Origin of the sequence: Streptomyces sp. NBC_00425 (assembly GCF_036030735.1) — a bacterium.
Taxonomy (GTDB): domain Bacteria; phylum Actinomycetota; class Actinomycetes; order Streptomycetales; family Streptomycetaceae; genus Streptomyces.
In genome coordinates, this window is sequence record NZ_CP107928.1 from 3799813 (window position 1) to 3814413 (window position 14601).

Annotated in this window: 10 protein-coding genes; 1 reads left to right on the forward strand and 9 read right to left on the reverse strand. The window is 69.0% G+C overall.

The window, feature by feature from the left end:
• Nucleotides 1-4 precede the first annotated feature (4 nt).
• From OHS82_RS16040 to OHS82_RS16070, 7 genes are all read right to left on the reverse strand, one after another.
• Nucleotides 5-1645, reverse strand: coding sequence for a peptide ABC transporter substrate-binding protein (locus OHS82_RS16040; RefSeq protein WP_057584379.1), 1641 nt, complete (start codon nucleotides 1643-1645; stop codon nucleotides 5-7).
• Between the two features lie 184 nt (nucleotides 1646-1829).
• Nucleotides 1830-2255, reverse strand: a complete 426-nt coding sequence (locus tag OHS82_RS16045) for a VOC family protein (protein ID WP_057584380.1) — start codon at nucleotides 2253-2255, stop codon at nucleotides 1830-1832.
• A 127-nt stretch (nucleotides 2256-2382) separates the two neighbouring features.
• Nucleotides 2383-3531 (reverse strand): ABC transporter ATP-binding protein, encoded by a 1149-nt coding sequence (locus OHS82_RS16050; RefSeq protein ID WP_328434056.1) that lies wholly within the window; start codon nucleotides 3529-3531, stop codon nucleotides 2383-2385.
• Nucleotides 3524-4570, reverse strand: coding sequence for an ABC transporter ATP-binding protein (locus OHS82_RS16055; RefSeq protein WP_057584381.1), 1047 nt, complete (start codon nucleotides 4568-4570; stop codon nucleotides 3524-3526). Before OHS82_RS16055 ends, OHS82_RS16050 begins: the two co-directional genes overlap by 8 nt.
• Nucleotides 4571-4621: 51 nt before the next feature.
• Nucleotides 4622-5545, reverse strand: coding sequence for an ABC transporter permease (locus OHS82_RS16060; RefSeq protein ID WP_057584382.1), 924 nt, complete (start codon nucleotides 5543-5545; stop codon nucleotides 4622-4624).
• A gap of 33 nt (nucleotides 5546-5578) precedes the next feature.
• Nucleotides 5579-6505, reverse strand: coding sequence for an ABC transporter permease (locus OHS82_RS16065; RefSeq protein ID WP_063894346.1), 927 nt, complete (start codon nucleotides 6503-6505; stop codon nucleotides 5579-5581).
• Nucleotides 6506-6692: 187 nt separating this feature from the next.
• On the reverse strand, nucleotides 6693-8342 hold the full coding sequence (locus OHS82_RS16070; protein WP_057584384.1) for a peptide ABC transporter substrate-binding protein: 1650 nt from the start codon (nucleotides 8340-8342) through the stop codon (nucleotides 6693-6695).
• Between the two features lie 628 nt (nucleotides 8343-8970).
• Here OHS82_RS16070 and OHS82_RS16075 point away from each other — a divergent pair.
• Nucleotides 8971-9771, forward strand: coding sequence for a HEAT repeat domain-containing protein (locus tag OHS82_RS16075; RefSeq protein WP_199863986.1), 801 nt, complete (start codon nucleotides 8971-8973; stop codon nucleotides 9769-9771).
• Between the two features lie 226 nt (nucleotides 9772-9997).
• Here OHS82_RS16075 and typA read toward each other — a convergent pair whose 3' ends face one another.
• Nucleotides 9998-11905 carry a translational GTPase TypA gene (gene typA / locus OHS82_RS16080; RefSeq protein WP_057584386.1) on the reverse strand — a complete coding sequence of 636 codons (1908 nt, stop codon included), beginning with the start codon at nucleotides 11903-11905 and terminating at the stop codon, nucleotides 9998-10000.
• 160 nt (nucleotides 11906-12065) lie between these two features.
• On the reverse strand, nucleotides 12066-14528 hold the full coding sequence (locus tag OHS82_RS16085; protein ID WP_328434057.1) for an ABC transporter family substrate-binding protein: 2463 nt from the start codon (nucleotides 14526-14528) through the stop codon (nucleotides 12066-12068).
• Nucleotides 14529-14601: the final 73 nt, after the last annotated feature.

The following is a 14601-nucleotide window of genomic DNA, read 5'->3' on the forward strand; positions in this document are numbered from 1 at the left end:
CGGGTCAGCTGACCTTGATCTCGTTGTAGACCGGGACGGAGAACGGGTTGAGCTTGACGTTGGAGAGCCGCTCCGAGTAGCCGGCGCTGCCGTTCTGGTACCAGAGCGGGATGGCGGCCATGTTGTCGCGGACGACCCCCTCCGCCTTCTGGAACGTCTGCACGGCCTTCGCGGTGTCGGTCTCGGCGTTCGCCTGGTTGACGAGCGAGTCGAAGTCCTTGTTCGACCACTTGCCGTCGTTGGAGGAGGCGTTCGTGTAGTAGAGCGGCTGGAGGAAGTTCTGGATGAGCGGGTAGTCCATCTGCCACCCCGCCCGGAACGGGCCGCTCATCTTCCGGTCGGTGATCTGGTTGCGGAAGTCGGCGAAGGTGCCGACCGGGTTGCCGACGCAGGCCTTGTCGTTGTCGAGCGCGTTGTTGATCGAGTTGCAGACGGCGTCGACCCACTGCTTGTGGGACCCGGTGTCCGCGTTGTAGCTGATCTTCACCTGGCCGCCGGGGAGTCCGCCGCCCTCCTCGATGAGCTTCTTCGCGGCCTCGGGGTCGTAGTCGCAGGCGTCCCCGCAGAGGCCGTCCTGGAAGCCGCCCTCCTTGCCGAGCACCGGGGAGGTCCAGTCGGTGGCCGGGGTGCGGGTCTTCTGGAAGATCGTCTCGGTGATCTGCTCACGGTCGATCGCGCGGGACAGGCCGGTGCGGACCTTGGCCGAGCCGGCGGTGTTCCACTTCGGGTCGTAGAACGGGAAGGCGAGGGTCTGGATGATGCCGGCCGGGGTGTTGAGGTAGCGGTCGCCGAGGTCGGCCTTGACGTTCTTGAGCTGGGCCGCGGGCACGTCGTCGACCAGGTCGAGGTTGCCGGCCAGCAGGTCGGTGTAGGCGGTGTTGTTGTCGGTGTAGACCTTGAGGGTCACCCCGCCGTTCTGCGCCTTGTCCTCGCCCGGGTAGTCGGCCCACTTCTTCAGCTCCATCTGGGAGCCCTTGGTGTAGGACGCGATCGTGTAGGGCCCGTTGCCGACCGGCTTCTTCAGCCAGCCGGCATGGTCGCTGAAGAAGCTCTGCGGCAGCGGGGCGAAGGCGGGGTAGCCCAGCGTGTCGGGGAAGGTCGAGAACTTCTGCGTGAGCTTGACCGTGAAGGTCTGGTCGCCCACGACCTTGAGCCCCGAGAGGGTGTCGGCGGTCTGCTTGCCGCCCTCGGCGGGGTGCGTCTGGGCGTAGCCGTCGATGTACTCGAAGAAGTACGCGTTCTTCTGGTTGTTCTTCAGGCTCGCGCCGTAGTTCCAGGCGTCGACGAACGACTTCGCCGTCACCTTCTCGCCGTTGCTGAACGTCCAGCCGTTCTTGACGGTGATGGTGAAGTTCTGCGAGTCCGTGGTGGCGATCTTCTCGGCCAGCATGTCCTCGGCCGCGCCGGTCTCCGGGTTGTACCGCTTCAGGCTCCGGAAGATCATGTCGAGGACCTTGCCGCCCTGCACCTCGTTGGTGTTGGCGGGCTCCAGCGGGTTCTGCGGGTCACCCCAGGAGGAGCTGAGGACGGCGCCGGCGTCGCCGCTGCCGCCCCCGCTGTCGCTCCCCCCGCTGCCGCAGGCCGTCGCCGTGAGCGCTGCCGCGGCCGCGCATGCGACCCACTTGGCGTGCGTGGCTCCACGCATGGGATGCCTCCTCGTTGACTGCGCGCCTGTCGCCCTGTCACCTGATCCTTTACCAGGCGATATCAGTACATAAGCGATTCGACGCACTTTCACCCGTCCGTACGGGTGCACCGGACGCACCGGACGCCCGACGCCCGAACGGGCGCACGGATACGGCCACACGAAGGGGGAGCGGGCGGGGCTGTTACGCGAGGGACGGAGGGTGCTCGTCGGGGGCTGCGGGCGGTTGGGCCACCAGCTCGACCTCGAAGCCGTCGGAGTTCTCCAGATAGGCCGCGTAGTGCTTCGGGCCGCCCGCGTGCGGGTACCGCTCGGCGAACAGGGGCGTCCAGCCGTGCGCGGGCGCCTGCGCCACGAGGGCGTCGAGAGCCGACGGGCTCGCGGCGTGGAAGGCGAGATGGTTGAGGCCGGGGCGCAGCCGGTCGTGGCCGCCGCCGTCGTCCTTCATCGCCGGGGACTGCTCGACGACGAGGTAGGTCGGACCGAGCCGCCAGCTGCGGCCCCGGTCCCAGTCCTGGTACAGCTCGTACCCGAGGCCGCCCAGCAGCCAGCCCCACTCCCTGGACGCCCGGGGCAGATCCGGGACCCACAGCTCGACGTGGTGCAGCATCGTGTCGTCCTTGGTCTTACGTGTCGATGCCCGGTCGGCGCGGGCGGGGAACGGGTGCCTACGACAGCGGCCTCCGGCAGCACTGGCTGCCGGAGGCCGCTGTCGGGTGTGAGCCCTCGGCTCGACGTCAGGCCGCGTGGACGACGTCCTTCTCCTCGGCGAAGTGACAGGCCGACTCATGGGCGGCCGGCGAGTCGGAGCCCTTGAACCGCTCCGGGATCGCGAGCAGCGGGGCCTCCTGCGCGCACTTGTCCTCGGCCTTCCAGCAGCGGGTGCGGAAGCGGCAGCCCGAGGGCGGGTTGGCCGGGGAGGGGACGTCACCGGCCAGGATGATCCGCTCGCGGTGCTCGCGGGCCGCCGGGTCCGGCACCGGCACGGCCGACAGCAGCGCCTGCGTGTAGGGGTGCGTCGGGTGATCGTAGATCTGCTCGTCGGAGCCGATCTCGGCGATCTTGCCGAGATACATCACGCCGACGCGGTCCGAGATGTGCCGGACGATCGACAGGTCGTGCGCGATGAAGAGGTAGGAGAGGTTGAACTCCTCCTGCAGTCGCTCCATCAGGTTGATGACCTGCGCCTGGACCGACACGTCCAGAGCCGAGACCGGCTCGTCGCAGATGATGATCTCCGGGTTGAGCGCGAGGCCGCGCGCGATGCCGATGCGCTGGCGCTGGCCGCCGGAGAACTGGTGCGGGTACCGGTTGATGTACTCCGGGTTGAGGCCGACGACGTCCAGGAGCTCCTGGACCTTGCGCCGCCGGTCGCCCTTGGGGGCCACCTCGGGGTGGATGTCGTACGGCTCCCCGATGATGTCGCCCACCGTCATCCGGGGGTTGAGGGAGGTGTACGGGTCCTGGAACACCATCTGGATGTTGCGCCGGACGGCCTTCAGAGCGCGCCCGGACAGCTTGGTGATGTCCTGGCCCTTGTAGAAGATCTCGCCGGCGGTGGCCTGCTCCAGGTTCATCAGGAGCTTGGCGACGGTCGACTTGCCGCAGCCCGACTCGCCGACGATGCCCAGGGTCTCGCCCTGGTGCAGGTCGAACGAGACGCCGTCGACGGCCTTGACCGCGCCGACCTGGCGCTTGAACAGGATGCCCTGGGTCAGCGGGAAGTGCTTGACCAGGTTGCGCACCTGGAGGATGGGCTCGCCGCGCTCGACGGGGGCGTCGATCGCGGCGACGGCCTCCGTCTCCGACTGCACGTCGACGGCCTCCACTTCGGAGACGTTCGGTGTGGCGTCCTGGCGCTCGTCGTTCTTGCTGAGCTCAGCCATGGATCGTCTCCTTCCAGAAGTGGCATGCCGAACCTCGGCCGACCAGCTCGGTGCCGTCCTGCTCGGTCACCGGAAGCAACGCCGGGACCTCCGTACGGCAGATGTCCTGTGCTTTGGGGCAGCGCGGGTTGAAGGCGCAACCGGCGGGGATGTTCAGCAGGTTGGGCGGCAGACCCTTGATCGCGTACAGCTCCTGGCCCTTCTGGTCCAGGCGCGGGATCGAGTCCAGCAGGCCGCGGGTGTACGGGTGCGCGGGCCGCTTGTACAGCTCGTGCACCGGCGCGGTCTCGACGATGCGGCCGGCGTACATGACCGCGATCTTGTCGGCCACGTCAGCGACCACGCCGAGGTCGTGGGTGATGAGGATCAGACCCATCTGGTACTCGCGCTGCAACTCCGCGAGCAGGTCCATGACCTGGGCCTGCACCGTCACGTCGAGCGCGGTGGTCGGCTCGTCGGCGATGATCAGGTCCGGTTCCATCGCCAGCGCCATGGCGATCATGATGCGCTGGCGCATACCGCCGGAGAACTGGTGCGGGTAGTCGCCGACGCGCTGACGCGCGGCGGGTATGCGCACCCGGTCCATCAGGTCGATGGCCTTGGCCTTGGCGTCCTTGCGGGACAGCCCCTGGTGGGCCCGGAACATCTCGCCCAGCTGGAAGCCGACGGAGAGCACGGGGTTGAGGGACGACAGCGCGTCCTGGAAGATCATCGCCATCTTGGCGCCGCGCAGCTTGCGCCGCTCGCTCTCCGGCAGGCTCAGGATGTCCTGGCCCTGGAAGAAGATCTCGCCCTTGCTGATCCGCCCGGGAGGGCTGTCCAGGATGCCCATGATGGCCTGCGCCGTGACGGACTTGCCGGAGCCCGACTCGCCCAGCACGGCGAGCGTCTCGCCCGCGTTGACGCTGTAGTTGACACCGTTGACCGCCTTGGTCACGGAGTCACGGATCTTGAACTCCACGTGCAGGTCGCGGACTTCGAGAAGGGGTGCGGACCCGTCCGGCCCGGCGTTCGAGGGAGCCTGCTCCAGGCTGGTCATGCCATCACCTTCGTCTTGCTTGCTCAAGGGGGTTCGACTCATGGCTGCGGATCACCGGAGCTTCGGGTCGAGCGCGTCGCGAAGACCGTTGCCCAGCAGGATGAAGCCCAGCGCGGTGATGACGATCGCGATGCTGGGGTAGGTCCACATGTAGTCCTTGACTCCCATGAACCCGCGACCGGCGGCGATCATGTTGCCCCACTCCGCGACCTCGGGGTCGACACCGACGCCCAGGTAGGACAGCGACGCCTCGGCCACGATCGCGATGCCGACGTTGCTGGTGCCGTACACCAGGACGGAGGTCAGCGAGTTGGGCAGGATGTGCTTGCGGATGATCCGGCTCTGACTCGCGCCCAGCGCCTTCGCCGCGTGCACGTAGTCCATCTCGCGCACCGACAGGATCTGGCTGCGCAGCAGCCGGGCGAACGTCGCCCAGGAGAAGATGCCCAGCGACAGGACCACCGGCATCACGCCACGGCCCATGAGCAGGATGATGACGATGGCGCCGATCAGCAGCGGGAAGGCGAAGAAGATGTCCGCCACGCGCATGATCACGGTGTCCAGCCAGCGGCCGTAGTAACCGGCCAGCGCGCCGAAGAGGATGCCGAGGGTCATCGCGACGAGGATCGAGGCGAGACCGACGATCATGGCGATGCGGCTGCCGTAGATGAGGCGGGAGAGCTGGTCGCGGCCGAGCGAGTCGGTGCCGAGCCAGTGTCCCGCGCCCGGGGACTGCAGCGTCGCGTTCAGGTCCTGCTCGAGGGGGTCGTGCGGCGCGAGCAGGGGCGCGAATATCGCGGCGAGGATGAGGACGACGATGATGGCCAGGCCGAGCACGGCGAGCTTGTTCTGCACGAAGCGGTGCCGGATGTCGGACCACTGGCTGACCCTGACGACGCTGGGTTCGGCGTCCTTGGAGGCCGAGACGGGGTCGGCCGTCTTCGGCTCGCCCGCGCCTGTGGCGAGTTCGGTCATGGTGTGACTCCTAGATGGGGGCGGCCCTACGGGTCAGGCCAGTCGGATACGCGGGTCCAGAGCGGCGTACAGCAGGTCGACGACCAGGTTCAGCACGACGAAGACCGCCACGCTGATGGTCACCACGCCCACGATGACGGGGTTGTTGTTCTGCTGGATCGCCTGGATCAGCGCGAGACCGATGCCGTTCCAGTTGAAGATCGTCTCGGTGATGATCGCTCCGCCGAGGAGACCACCGAAGGAGATGCCCAGATAGGTGATCACGGGGATGACCGAGTTGCGCAGGATGTGCCGCGAGAGCACCGTGCGCCGGGGAAGTCCCTTGGCGACGGCCGTCTTGACGTAGTCGGCCCCCAGGACTTCGAGCATCGTGCTGCGGGCCAGCTGGGCGACGAGCGCCGCGTCGATGATCGCCAGCGTCACGGCCGGCAGGACGATCGAGTTGAAGCTGTCGTCGGCGATCAGCGGGAACCAGCCCAGCTCGATGACGAAGACGCGCTGCATGATCATGCCGAGCACGATGGAGGGGACGCCGATCGCCAGCGTGGTGACGAAGGTCGCCGACACGTCCCAGATCGAGTACCTGCGCATCGCCGCCAGCACACCGACGGAGATGCCGATGATGATGTCGAGCACGATCGCGGCGGTGGCCAGCTTGGCCGTGTTGGCCAGCTTCGGGCCGAGGATCTCGGAGACCGGCCGGCTCTGCGTGTAGTCCTCGCCGAGGTCTCCCTGGACGAGTTTGCCCACGTAGTTGCCGTACTGCACGATCAGCGGGTCGTCGAGTCCGTACTGCTTGTGCAACTGCGCGATCACCGCGGGGTCGCGTGCCTTGTCGCTGCCCGCGATCTGCCCGACGGGGTCACCCGGGAGCACGAACAGGCAGGCGAACAGGATCATCGTCGCTCCGAGCACGACGACGACCAACTGGCCCAGCCTGCGGACCACATACCTTCCCATGACTTGCCTCTCTGCCTCGCTGCCGCTTCGTGGCAGCTCCCTCCCCCCAGGTTGGTGGGGCGGTAGGGGTAAGGGGCGGGAGAGTGGATCACACCGCTCCCGACGGTCGTCGAGGGCCGTGGCATCCGAGAGTGCGTCTCGGTTCCCACGGCCCCCGTCTCCAGACGCCGCGTCGCGCGGCGCCCGGTTACTTCAGGCTGATCTCGGCGAGGTTCGGGTCCTCGTGGAAGTCCATCTTGATGTCGGCGAACTTCTTGGTGTTGGCGAGACGCAGCTGGGTGCGGTTCCACAGCGGGATCAGGGCCATGTCGTCCATGGCGATCTTCTCCGCCTGCTTGTACAGGTCGTTGCGGCCGGCCTCGCTCTCGGTGGCGCGAGCCTTGGCGAGCAGGGCGTCGAACGCCGGGTTGCTGTAACGGCCGCGGTTGTCACCGGTGACCTTGCCCGACGCGTCCTTGTTGATGGACGCGGTGTCGAGCAGCGGGAAGAGGAAGTTGTCCGGCGTCGGGTAGTCCGCGCCCCACGCGAAGCGGTACAGGCCCGTCGCGCCCGGCTTCTGCTGGTCGGCGAGGAGCTCGGCGAACGGCTTGCCGGTGGTCTTCACCTTGAGGCCGAGGACCTTCTCCAGCTGCTGCTTGACGGCCTGGATCCACTCTTCGTGGCCCGCGCCCGTGTTGTAGCCGAGGTCGATCGTGGTGCCGGGGGTGAGACCGGCCTCCTTCGCGAGCTGCTTGGCCTTGGCCGGGTCCTGCTTGACGCAGGACTGGCACAGGTCCTTCTGGTACACGCTGGCGAAGGCGGGCGGCAGGATCGTCGTCGACTTGGTCTGCATGCCCTGGAAGACGCCCTTGATGATGGCGTCCCGGTCGATCGCGTAGGAGACGGCTTCGCGCGCCTTCTTGTCCTTCATCGGACCGCTCTCGGAGATCGGGAGAAGGTAGTTCATCCCGTTCGTGTTCTCGTCGATCCACTCACCCTGCGCGTCGTACTTGGCCTTGGCGGCCGGCTGCTGCGGGGTGGGCATACGGGCCCAGTCGTACGTGCCGGCCTCGAAGCCCTGGTACTCCAGCGTGACGCCGTTGTTGGAGTTGAGGATGTCGATCTTGACCTCGTCGAGCTTGGCCTTGGTCAGACCGTAGCCGTCGTTGCGGACGAGCGTGATCGACTTGTTGTGCTGCCAGGAGCCCTGCATCTTGAAGGGGCCGTTGCCGATCGGCGCCTCGTTGTACGTCTTGTTCTTGGCGTCGCCCGCGACCTTGGGAACCGGGCTGAAGACCGTGTGCGTGGTCTTGACGTAGAACTCGAAGTCGGCGGCGGAGAGCTTCACCTGGAGGGTGTTGGCGTCCGGGGCGCTGAGGCCGGACATGGTGGTCGCCTTGCCCGCCTGGACGTCGGCGAAGCCCGCGATGCCGGCCAGGTGGTAGGCGACGTCGGAAGCCGCCGTCTTCTGCACCACACGGTTCCAGCCGCGGATGAACGACTCGGCGTCCACCGCTTCGCCGTTGGAGAACTTCGTGCCCGGCTTGATCTTGAAGGTCCAGGTCTTGCCGTCCGCGCTGACCTCCTTGGAGGTGGCGAGGGCCGGAATGACCTTGCCGTCGGCGGTCGGCTCGTACAGCCCCGTGAAGAGGTTGTCCGTGACCAGGATGCCCTCGGACTCCTGGGAGTTGTACGGGTCGATGGCGACCGGCTCCGTGATGCCCATCCGGAAGGTGCCCCCGGCCTTGCCCGAGCCCTTGCCGCTGCTGCTGTCGTCGTCACTGCCACCACAGGCAGTCGCGGCGAGAGCAATGACAATCGCCCCCGCCACCCACTTGGCGCTGTTGGCACCACGCATGGGGTTCCTCCTCGTGAGTCCTGGTTTTCACCGCAATAGGGAGCACACAGCACTCAACCGGTCGACAAGGACGGAGAAGGTGGAGTACCCCCGCAGGCTCGTGAGTCGCCGCCCCCTGCAGCGCATGACCCGTCAACCCCGAGCTCTACGCGCCTAACTATCTGGCATGGAATCTGACCGAACCACACCCACGAGGTCTCGGTTCGATCACACCTGGCGTGTACTTCTTCCAAAATCCGGACAAACAGTTAGCAGAAAGATCCCTGCGAAACGGACTTGTTACACATCTATCGGGGCTCACTGTCCGTATTCCGGACGCCACAGAAGGAAAATCACTTGCGCCCGTACCCGGGCGTATCGGCCGGCTCGGGTCCCTCACGGGACGCCCGGCGGCTCACGGAGGCGCGCCGAAGCCGCGCGGACCATCCGTTCACACAGCAGGCTAGTAGGGAAAGTCGCTCGAAGCGGACTCCGGGCCCAGAACGAAGGGTTTTCCCTACGTGTTCCTTAACACCGGCCGCACAGCCCCCTGCTGGTTCCGGCGGCCTTCCGGCCGTCGTCGCCCGTGCCTGCGCCCGGCCCGACCGGCGCGGACGCCGCGTCCCGGGCACGCCTACCATGCGGGACCATGGCGATGTTCGTGCATCTGACCTCGGCGGCCGACGCGCCGCGCATCCGGCGCTCCGGCGTCCGCGCGGCCGGCCGCGGACAGGAAGGCGCTCGCGGGGTGCACTGCTTCCCTGTGCTGCCGTCGCACACCCTCACCCATCAATGGCTGCGCGAGCTGGCCCGGTTCGGCAGCCGGGGCGGCCTGGTCGCCGTCCATGTGCGGCTGGACGACGCCGAGCCGGTGCTCACCGGCCACTACCGGGACGCCGCCCGGGGCGCGCAGGCGACGGTCACGGCCGCCGAGGCGGTACGGCGGATCGCGGCGCTCGAAGACCCGCGCGGGCATGAGGTGTTCGTACCCCGGGCGATCGCCCCGCGCGAGGTGCACCGGATCCGCAGGGCCCCGCAGACGGTCGGCTGGCGGTATCTCCCGGACGCGCACGGCACCAGGCCCTGCACCTGTTTCGGCTGCCGGGTGCGCGGCGGCCACGGGGCCCGGCGGCTGCGCGAACGGCTGCCGCATCCCCTGGACGGTCCGCCCCCGCCGCCCCGGGTGCTGCTCGCCCGGGTGGCGGCAGCCGGCGAGCCCGGAGATCCGGCCGTGCTGCGGGAGGCGCTGCACTGGTTCGGCATGCGCAGGCGCGGCCCGCTCGCCGAACTGGCCCCGCTCCAGGCTCATCCCGACCCGTCGGTGCGGGAGGCACTGGTGTGGGCCGTGGCCGGTTGGAGCACTCCCGGAGTCGCCGGCCTGCTGGACCGCCTCGCCGCGGACCCGGACCCGGACGTCCGGGAGGCGGTGCTCGCCGTCCGCGAACCCTGACGCCGGCCGTACGGCCGCGACCTCGCCCGCGGCCCGCACGTCGCGGCCGCCCCGTCCTCCCCCGCCCGCGACGGCACGCGGCGGCACGCACAGAACCCGGGCGCCCCCATGGCGGGGGAACCCGGGCTGCGGAGCGTGCTGCGGCGGTGAACCGCCCGCCGATCAGCCGGCCTTGGCGCCGATCAGCCGAGCTCGGCGCCGATCAGCCGGCAGTGACCGGCGCCGATCAGCCGTGCTTGGCGCGGCTGGCGGTGCGGGCGCGGTCGCGCTGGTCGAGTACGACCTTGCGGATGCGAACCGCCTCCGGGGTCACCTCGACGCACTCGTCGTCGCGGCAGAACTCCAGCGACTGCTCGAGCGACAGCTTGCGCGGCGGCACGATCGCCTCGAACGAGTCGGCCGAGGACGACCGCATGTTCGTGAGCTTCTTCTCCTTGGTGATGTTCACGTCCATGTCGTCGGAGCGCGAGTTCTCGCCGACGATCATGCCCTCGTACACCTCGGTGCCGGGGTCGGTGAACAGCACACCGCGCTCCTGCAGGTTCGTCATCGCGAACGCGGTGACGGCGCCGGCGCGGTCGGCGACAAGCGAGCCGTTGTTACGGGTCGTCAACGTGCCGAACCACGGCTCGTGGCCCTCGTGGATGGAGTGCGCGATACCCGTGCCGCGCGTACCGGTCAGGAACTCGGTACGGAAGCCGATGAGACCGCGGGAGGGAACGACGAACTCCATGCGGACCCAGCCCGAGCCGTGGTTGGACATGTTGTCCATCCGGCCCTTGCGGACGCCCATGAGCTGCGTGACGGCGCCCATGTGCTCCTCGGGCACGTCGATCGTCATGCGCTCGACGGGCTCGTAGACCTTGCCGTCGACGTCCTTGGTGACGACCTGCGGCTTGCCGATGGTCAGCTCGAAGCCCTCACGGCGCATCTGCTCGACCAGGATGGCCAGCGCCAGCTCGCCGCGGCCCTGCACCTCCCAGGCGTCGGGACGCTCGGTGTCCAGGACGCGCAGCGAGACGTTGCCGACCAGCTCGCGGTCGAGGCGGTCCTTGACCTGACGGGCCGTGACCTTGCGGTCCTTGACGGCGGCCTTGTTGTCGGCGCCCTTTCCGGTGCCGCCACGGCCGACCAGCGGCGAGGTGTTGGTGCCGATGGTCATCGAGATGGCCGGCTCGTCGACCGTGATGAGCGGCAGCGCGATCGGGTTCTCGGGGTCGGCGAGGGTCTCGCCGATCATGATCTCCGGGATGCCGGCGACGGCGCAGATGTCGCCCGGGCCGGCCTTCTCGGCGGGCTTGCGGGTGAGCGCCTCGGTCATCAGCAGCTCGGTGATGCGCACGTTGGACATCGAGCCGTCACGCTTGATCCACGTGACGGTCTGGCCCTTGCGCAGCTCGCCCTCCTCGACGCGCAGCAGCGCGATACGGCCGAGGAAGTTGTCGGCGTCCAGGTTGGTGACGTGCGCCTGGAGCGGGGCCTCCTCGTCGTACTCGGGGGCCGGGACGTGCGACAGGATCGTGGAGAAGAAGGGCTCCAGGCTGTCGCTGTCCTTCGGGACCGTGCCGTCCTCCGGCTTGGTCAGCGAGGCGACGCCGTCGCGGGCGCAGGCGTAGACGATCGGGAACTCGATCTGGTCCTCGTCCGCGTCGAGGTCGAGGAAGAGGTCGTAGGCCTCGTTGACGACCTCGTCGATGCGCGAGTCGGGGCGGTCCGTCTTGTTGATGCACAGGATGACGGGCAGGCGGGCCTGCAGCGCCTTGCGCAGCACGAAGCGGGTCTGGGGCAGCGGACCCTCGGAGGCGTCCACCAGCAGCACGACGGCGTCCACCATCGACAGGCCGCGCTCGACCTCACCGCCGAAGTCGGCGTGGCCGGGGGTGTCGATGATGTTGATGGTGACGACGTCCCCCCCGTCCTTGGGGTGGTACTTCACCGCCGTGTTCTTGGCGAGGATCGTGATGCCCTTCTCACGCTCCAGGTCGTTCGAGTCCATCATGCGGTCGTCGAGCGACTCGGCGGCGTGCGCGGCGAAGGCGCCCGCCTGCTTGAGCATGGCGTCGACCAGAGTCGTCTTGCCGTGGTCGACGTGGGCGACGATGGCTACGTTGCGAATGTCGTGGCGCGTGGCCATAAAGCGGCGTTCTCCCGGAGTGTGAGGGCGACCCTGCTGCGTACGTCTATTACGCGGGCCCTGCCGGGCTTGACACGCCACGGCCTCACCCCATGGTACGTGGCCCTGCGGGGGAAGGCCTCCGCAGGGCCACCGGGCTCAGCGGCCGCTCACGTTCCGATCACTTGCGGGAGGCACTCGCGGAGGGGCTCCCTGCCTGGCCGGAGGGGGTCTTCACGCTCTTCTCCAGGAAGCCCATGTCCTCGTAGACGGGGGTCTGGAATCCGAAGGCGCCCACGTTCACCACGTTCTTGCGGACCGCCGTGAGCTGGGGACGCTGGTAGAGAGGAATCGATCCGGCAGCCGCCCAGATCCGCGAGTCCGCCTTGCGGAGCAGGGACCGGCTCCGGCCCTCGTCCAGGGTCGCGAGCGCCTGGTCGAACAACTGGTCGACCTGGTCGGTGCCGACCCGCGTGTAGTTCTGCTCGACGCTCAGCGAGCCGTCGGCGGCCGGCTGCGGCTTGGCGTAGATCGGCCGGGCGTCGGTGGCGGGGAAGGCGGACGCCGGCCAGGAGTACAGGGCGAGGTCGTACTGGCCGGACGCGATGTGGTCCTTGAAGTAGCTCTCGTCCGGGACCTTGGTGATCTCCGTGCGGATGCCGACCTTCGCCAGCATCTTCGTGATCCGCCCCGCGACCGTCTCCAGCGACTCGGATCCGGGCCCGGACGGCAGCACGAACCGCAGGCTGAGCGCCTTGCCGTCCTTGGCGAGCGCCTTGCCCGCGGTGCCGGCCGGGGCGGCGGTGCCCGTCGGCTCGCCGGAGCTCTTGGGGGCGGCGGTGCCCTTCGGGGCGTAGGCGCCGGGGAAGCCGCCCGGGTGCGCCTGCCGGTACTGCGTGCCGTCCTGGGCGAGCCTGTGGCCGCCGTCCGCGCCCCTGGCGCTGTTCCTCGCGTTCTCGCTGCCCGCCGCGCGGGTCGTCTCCCCGCGGCCGGTCACGGCGGGCGCCTTGTCGTCCTCGCCGACGACGTAGGCGCCGTCCTCGTCCTCGGAGTCGCCGCCGCCCTTCTCCCCCGCCGAACCGTCCGCCTTCTTCCCCGCCGAAGCGTCCGCCTTCTTCCCCGCCGAGCCGGCCGCCTTCTCGCCCTTCTCCTTGACCGGGCCGCCGAGCACCCAGCCGGCGTCCGCGAGCAGGGCCCGCGCCTCGGCGGCGTCCTGGTCGCCGAGCGCTCCGCTGTTGTCGGCGTAGACGTCCTGTCCGGCGAGGGCCAGGTGACTGCCGACGGGCTTCGCCGGCAGCCCCAGCGGCTTCAGCACGAGCTCGGCCAGTTCCTTGCGGTCCAGGGCCCGGGCCACGGCTCGCCGCACCCGCTCGTCCGCGAGCGGCCCGGTCTCGCCGTTCAGGGCCAGCTGGGTGTAGGCGGGCTCGAGCGATCTGCGCACCTCGACAGCGCGCAGCGCCTTCTGCTGCTGCTCGAACGTCGCGACCGCCTTGCGCAGGTCGGCGATGGCCTTCGTGGCGTCCCCGGCCGACTCCTTGCCCCTGCCCTTGCCCTTGTCGTTGTCGGTGTCGGTGTCGGTGTCGGTGTCCTCGTCCTTCTTGGTCTTGCTCTTGTCCGTGCTCTTGCTCTTGTCCGTGCTCTTGTCTTCGTCGTCGGCCGTGTCCTCGGTCAGGCCGTGGGCCCGGGCCCACGCCCGCAGGGCCTGCTCGGCGGCCGGCCCGGAGCCGGTGAGAGCGCCGGCCGGCGGTCCGGCCGCGCCGCCCGCCGCGCCGTCCACGCGGTGCGCCGTGGCCGGGTCCACCTCGGCCACGTCGATCTTCCCGGCGGCCAGCGCGGAGGCGCGTTCGTCGCGCTCGACGGCCGTCAGCGTGATCTCGGAGAGCTTGGCCGGCTTGCCCCACCAGCGCGGGTTGCGGGCGAGGTGCACCTGGTGGTTCTTGGTGTCGACCTTCTGGACGAGGAACGGTCCGGCGGTCACCTTCAGCTTGCGCCGCGCCCCGTCGTTGAAGGCGTCCGGCGTGCCCATGACGTCCTTCGGGTACAGCGGGGAGAAGAGCGAGCGCCAGTCGGCGTAGGGGCGGCTGAAGGTGACCCTGACCTCCAGGTCGTCAGCCCCGCGCTCGATCTTCTCGATGCGCTCGTAACCCGCGTTGCGGGCGGTCCAGTAGGCGCTGTCCTTGCCGGACAGGGCGCGCCACTGGGCGGCGAAGTCGGCGGCGCCGATCTCCCGGCCGTCGCTCCAGACGGCCTGCTGGCTGAGCTTGTACAGGACGACCTGCTTGGGCTCGGTGTCGACGACCTTCGCGGACTCCAGATAGTCCGCGTCGCGCTGCGGCCGGCCCTGCGCGTCGATCCGGAACATCGACGGCAGCACGGCCTGGGCGACCCGGGTCGTGGCGGTGTCGGCGTCCGCCTGGAAGGTGTTGAGCGTCTCGGGCAGCGCGTCCACGGCCCAGCGCAGCGTCCCGCCGTCGGCGACCTGGGCGCGGGCGGTGCGGGCGATGTCCTGGCGGGCCGGCGGGCGGCCCGCCTCGTCCGTGGACCCGCAGCCGGTCAGCAGGGGCGCCGCGAGCACGCCCGCGGACAGGAAGGCGACCGAGCGCATGACCGAACGCAGTCCGACGCTGTCGTAGGACTTCGACATCTCTGGTACCTCCGGGGAGCCGCTGGCAGTGCGTTCTGATCACATTTGGCGGTATTTTGGAGTTGATCAGATC

Bases quoted from the DNA above. Each gene is read 5' to 3' on its own strand.
- OHS82_RS16040 (WP_057584379.1), bottom strand. From the start codon at position 1,645: ATGCGTGGAGCCACGCACGCCAAGTGGGTCGCATGCGCGGCCGCGGCA.
- OHS82_RS16045 (WP_057584380.1), bottom strand. From the start codon at position 2,255: ATGCTGCACCACGTCGAGCTGTGGGTCCCGGATCTGCCCCGGGCGTCC.
- OHS82_RS16050 (WP_328434056.1), bottom strand. From the start codon at position 3,531: ATGGCTGAGCTCAGCAAGAACGACGAGCGCCAGGACGCCACACCGAAC.
- OHS82_RS16055 (WP_057584381.1), bottom strand. From the start codon at position 4,570: ATGACCAGCCTGGAGCAGGCTCCCTCGAACGCCGGGCCGGACGGGTCC.
- OHS82_RS16060 (WP_057584382.1), bottom strand. From the start codon at position 5,545: ATGACCGAACTCGCCACAGGCGCGGGCGAGCCGAAGACGGCCGACCCC.
- OHS82_RS16065 (WP_063894346.1), bottom strand. From the start codon at position 6,505: ATGGGAAGGTATGTGGTCCGCAGGCTGGGCCAGTTGGTCGTCGTCGTG.
- OHS82_RS16070 (WP_057584384.1), bottom strand. From the start codon at position 8,342: ATGCGTGGTGCCAACAGCGCCAAGTGGGTGGCGGGGGCGATTGTCATT.
- OHS82_RS16075 (WP_199863986.1), top strand. From the start codon at position 8,971: ATGGCGATGTTCGTGCATCTGACCTCGGCGGCCGACGCGCCGCGCATC.
- typA (WP_057584386.1), bottom strand. From the start codon at position 11,905: ATGGCCACGCGCCACGACATTCGCAACGTAGCCATCGTCGCCCACGTC.
- OHS82_RS16085 (WP_328434057.1), bottom strand. From the start codon at position 14,528: ATGTCGAAGTCCTACGACAGCGTCGGACTGCGTTCGGTCATGCGCTCG.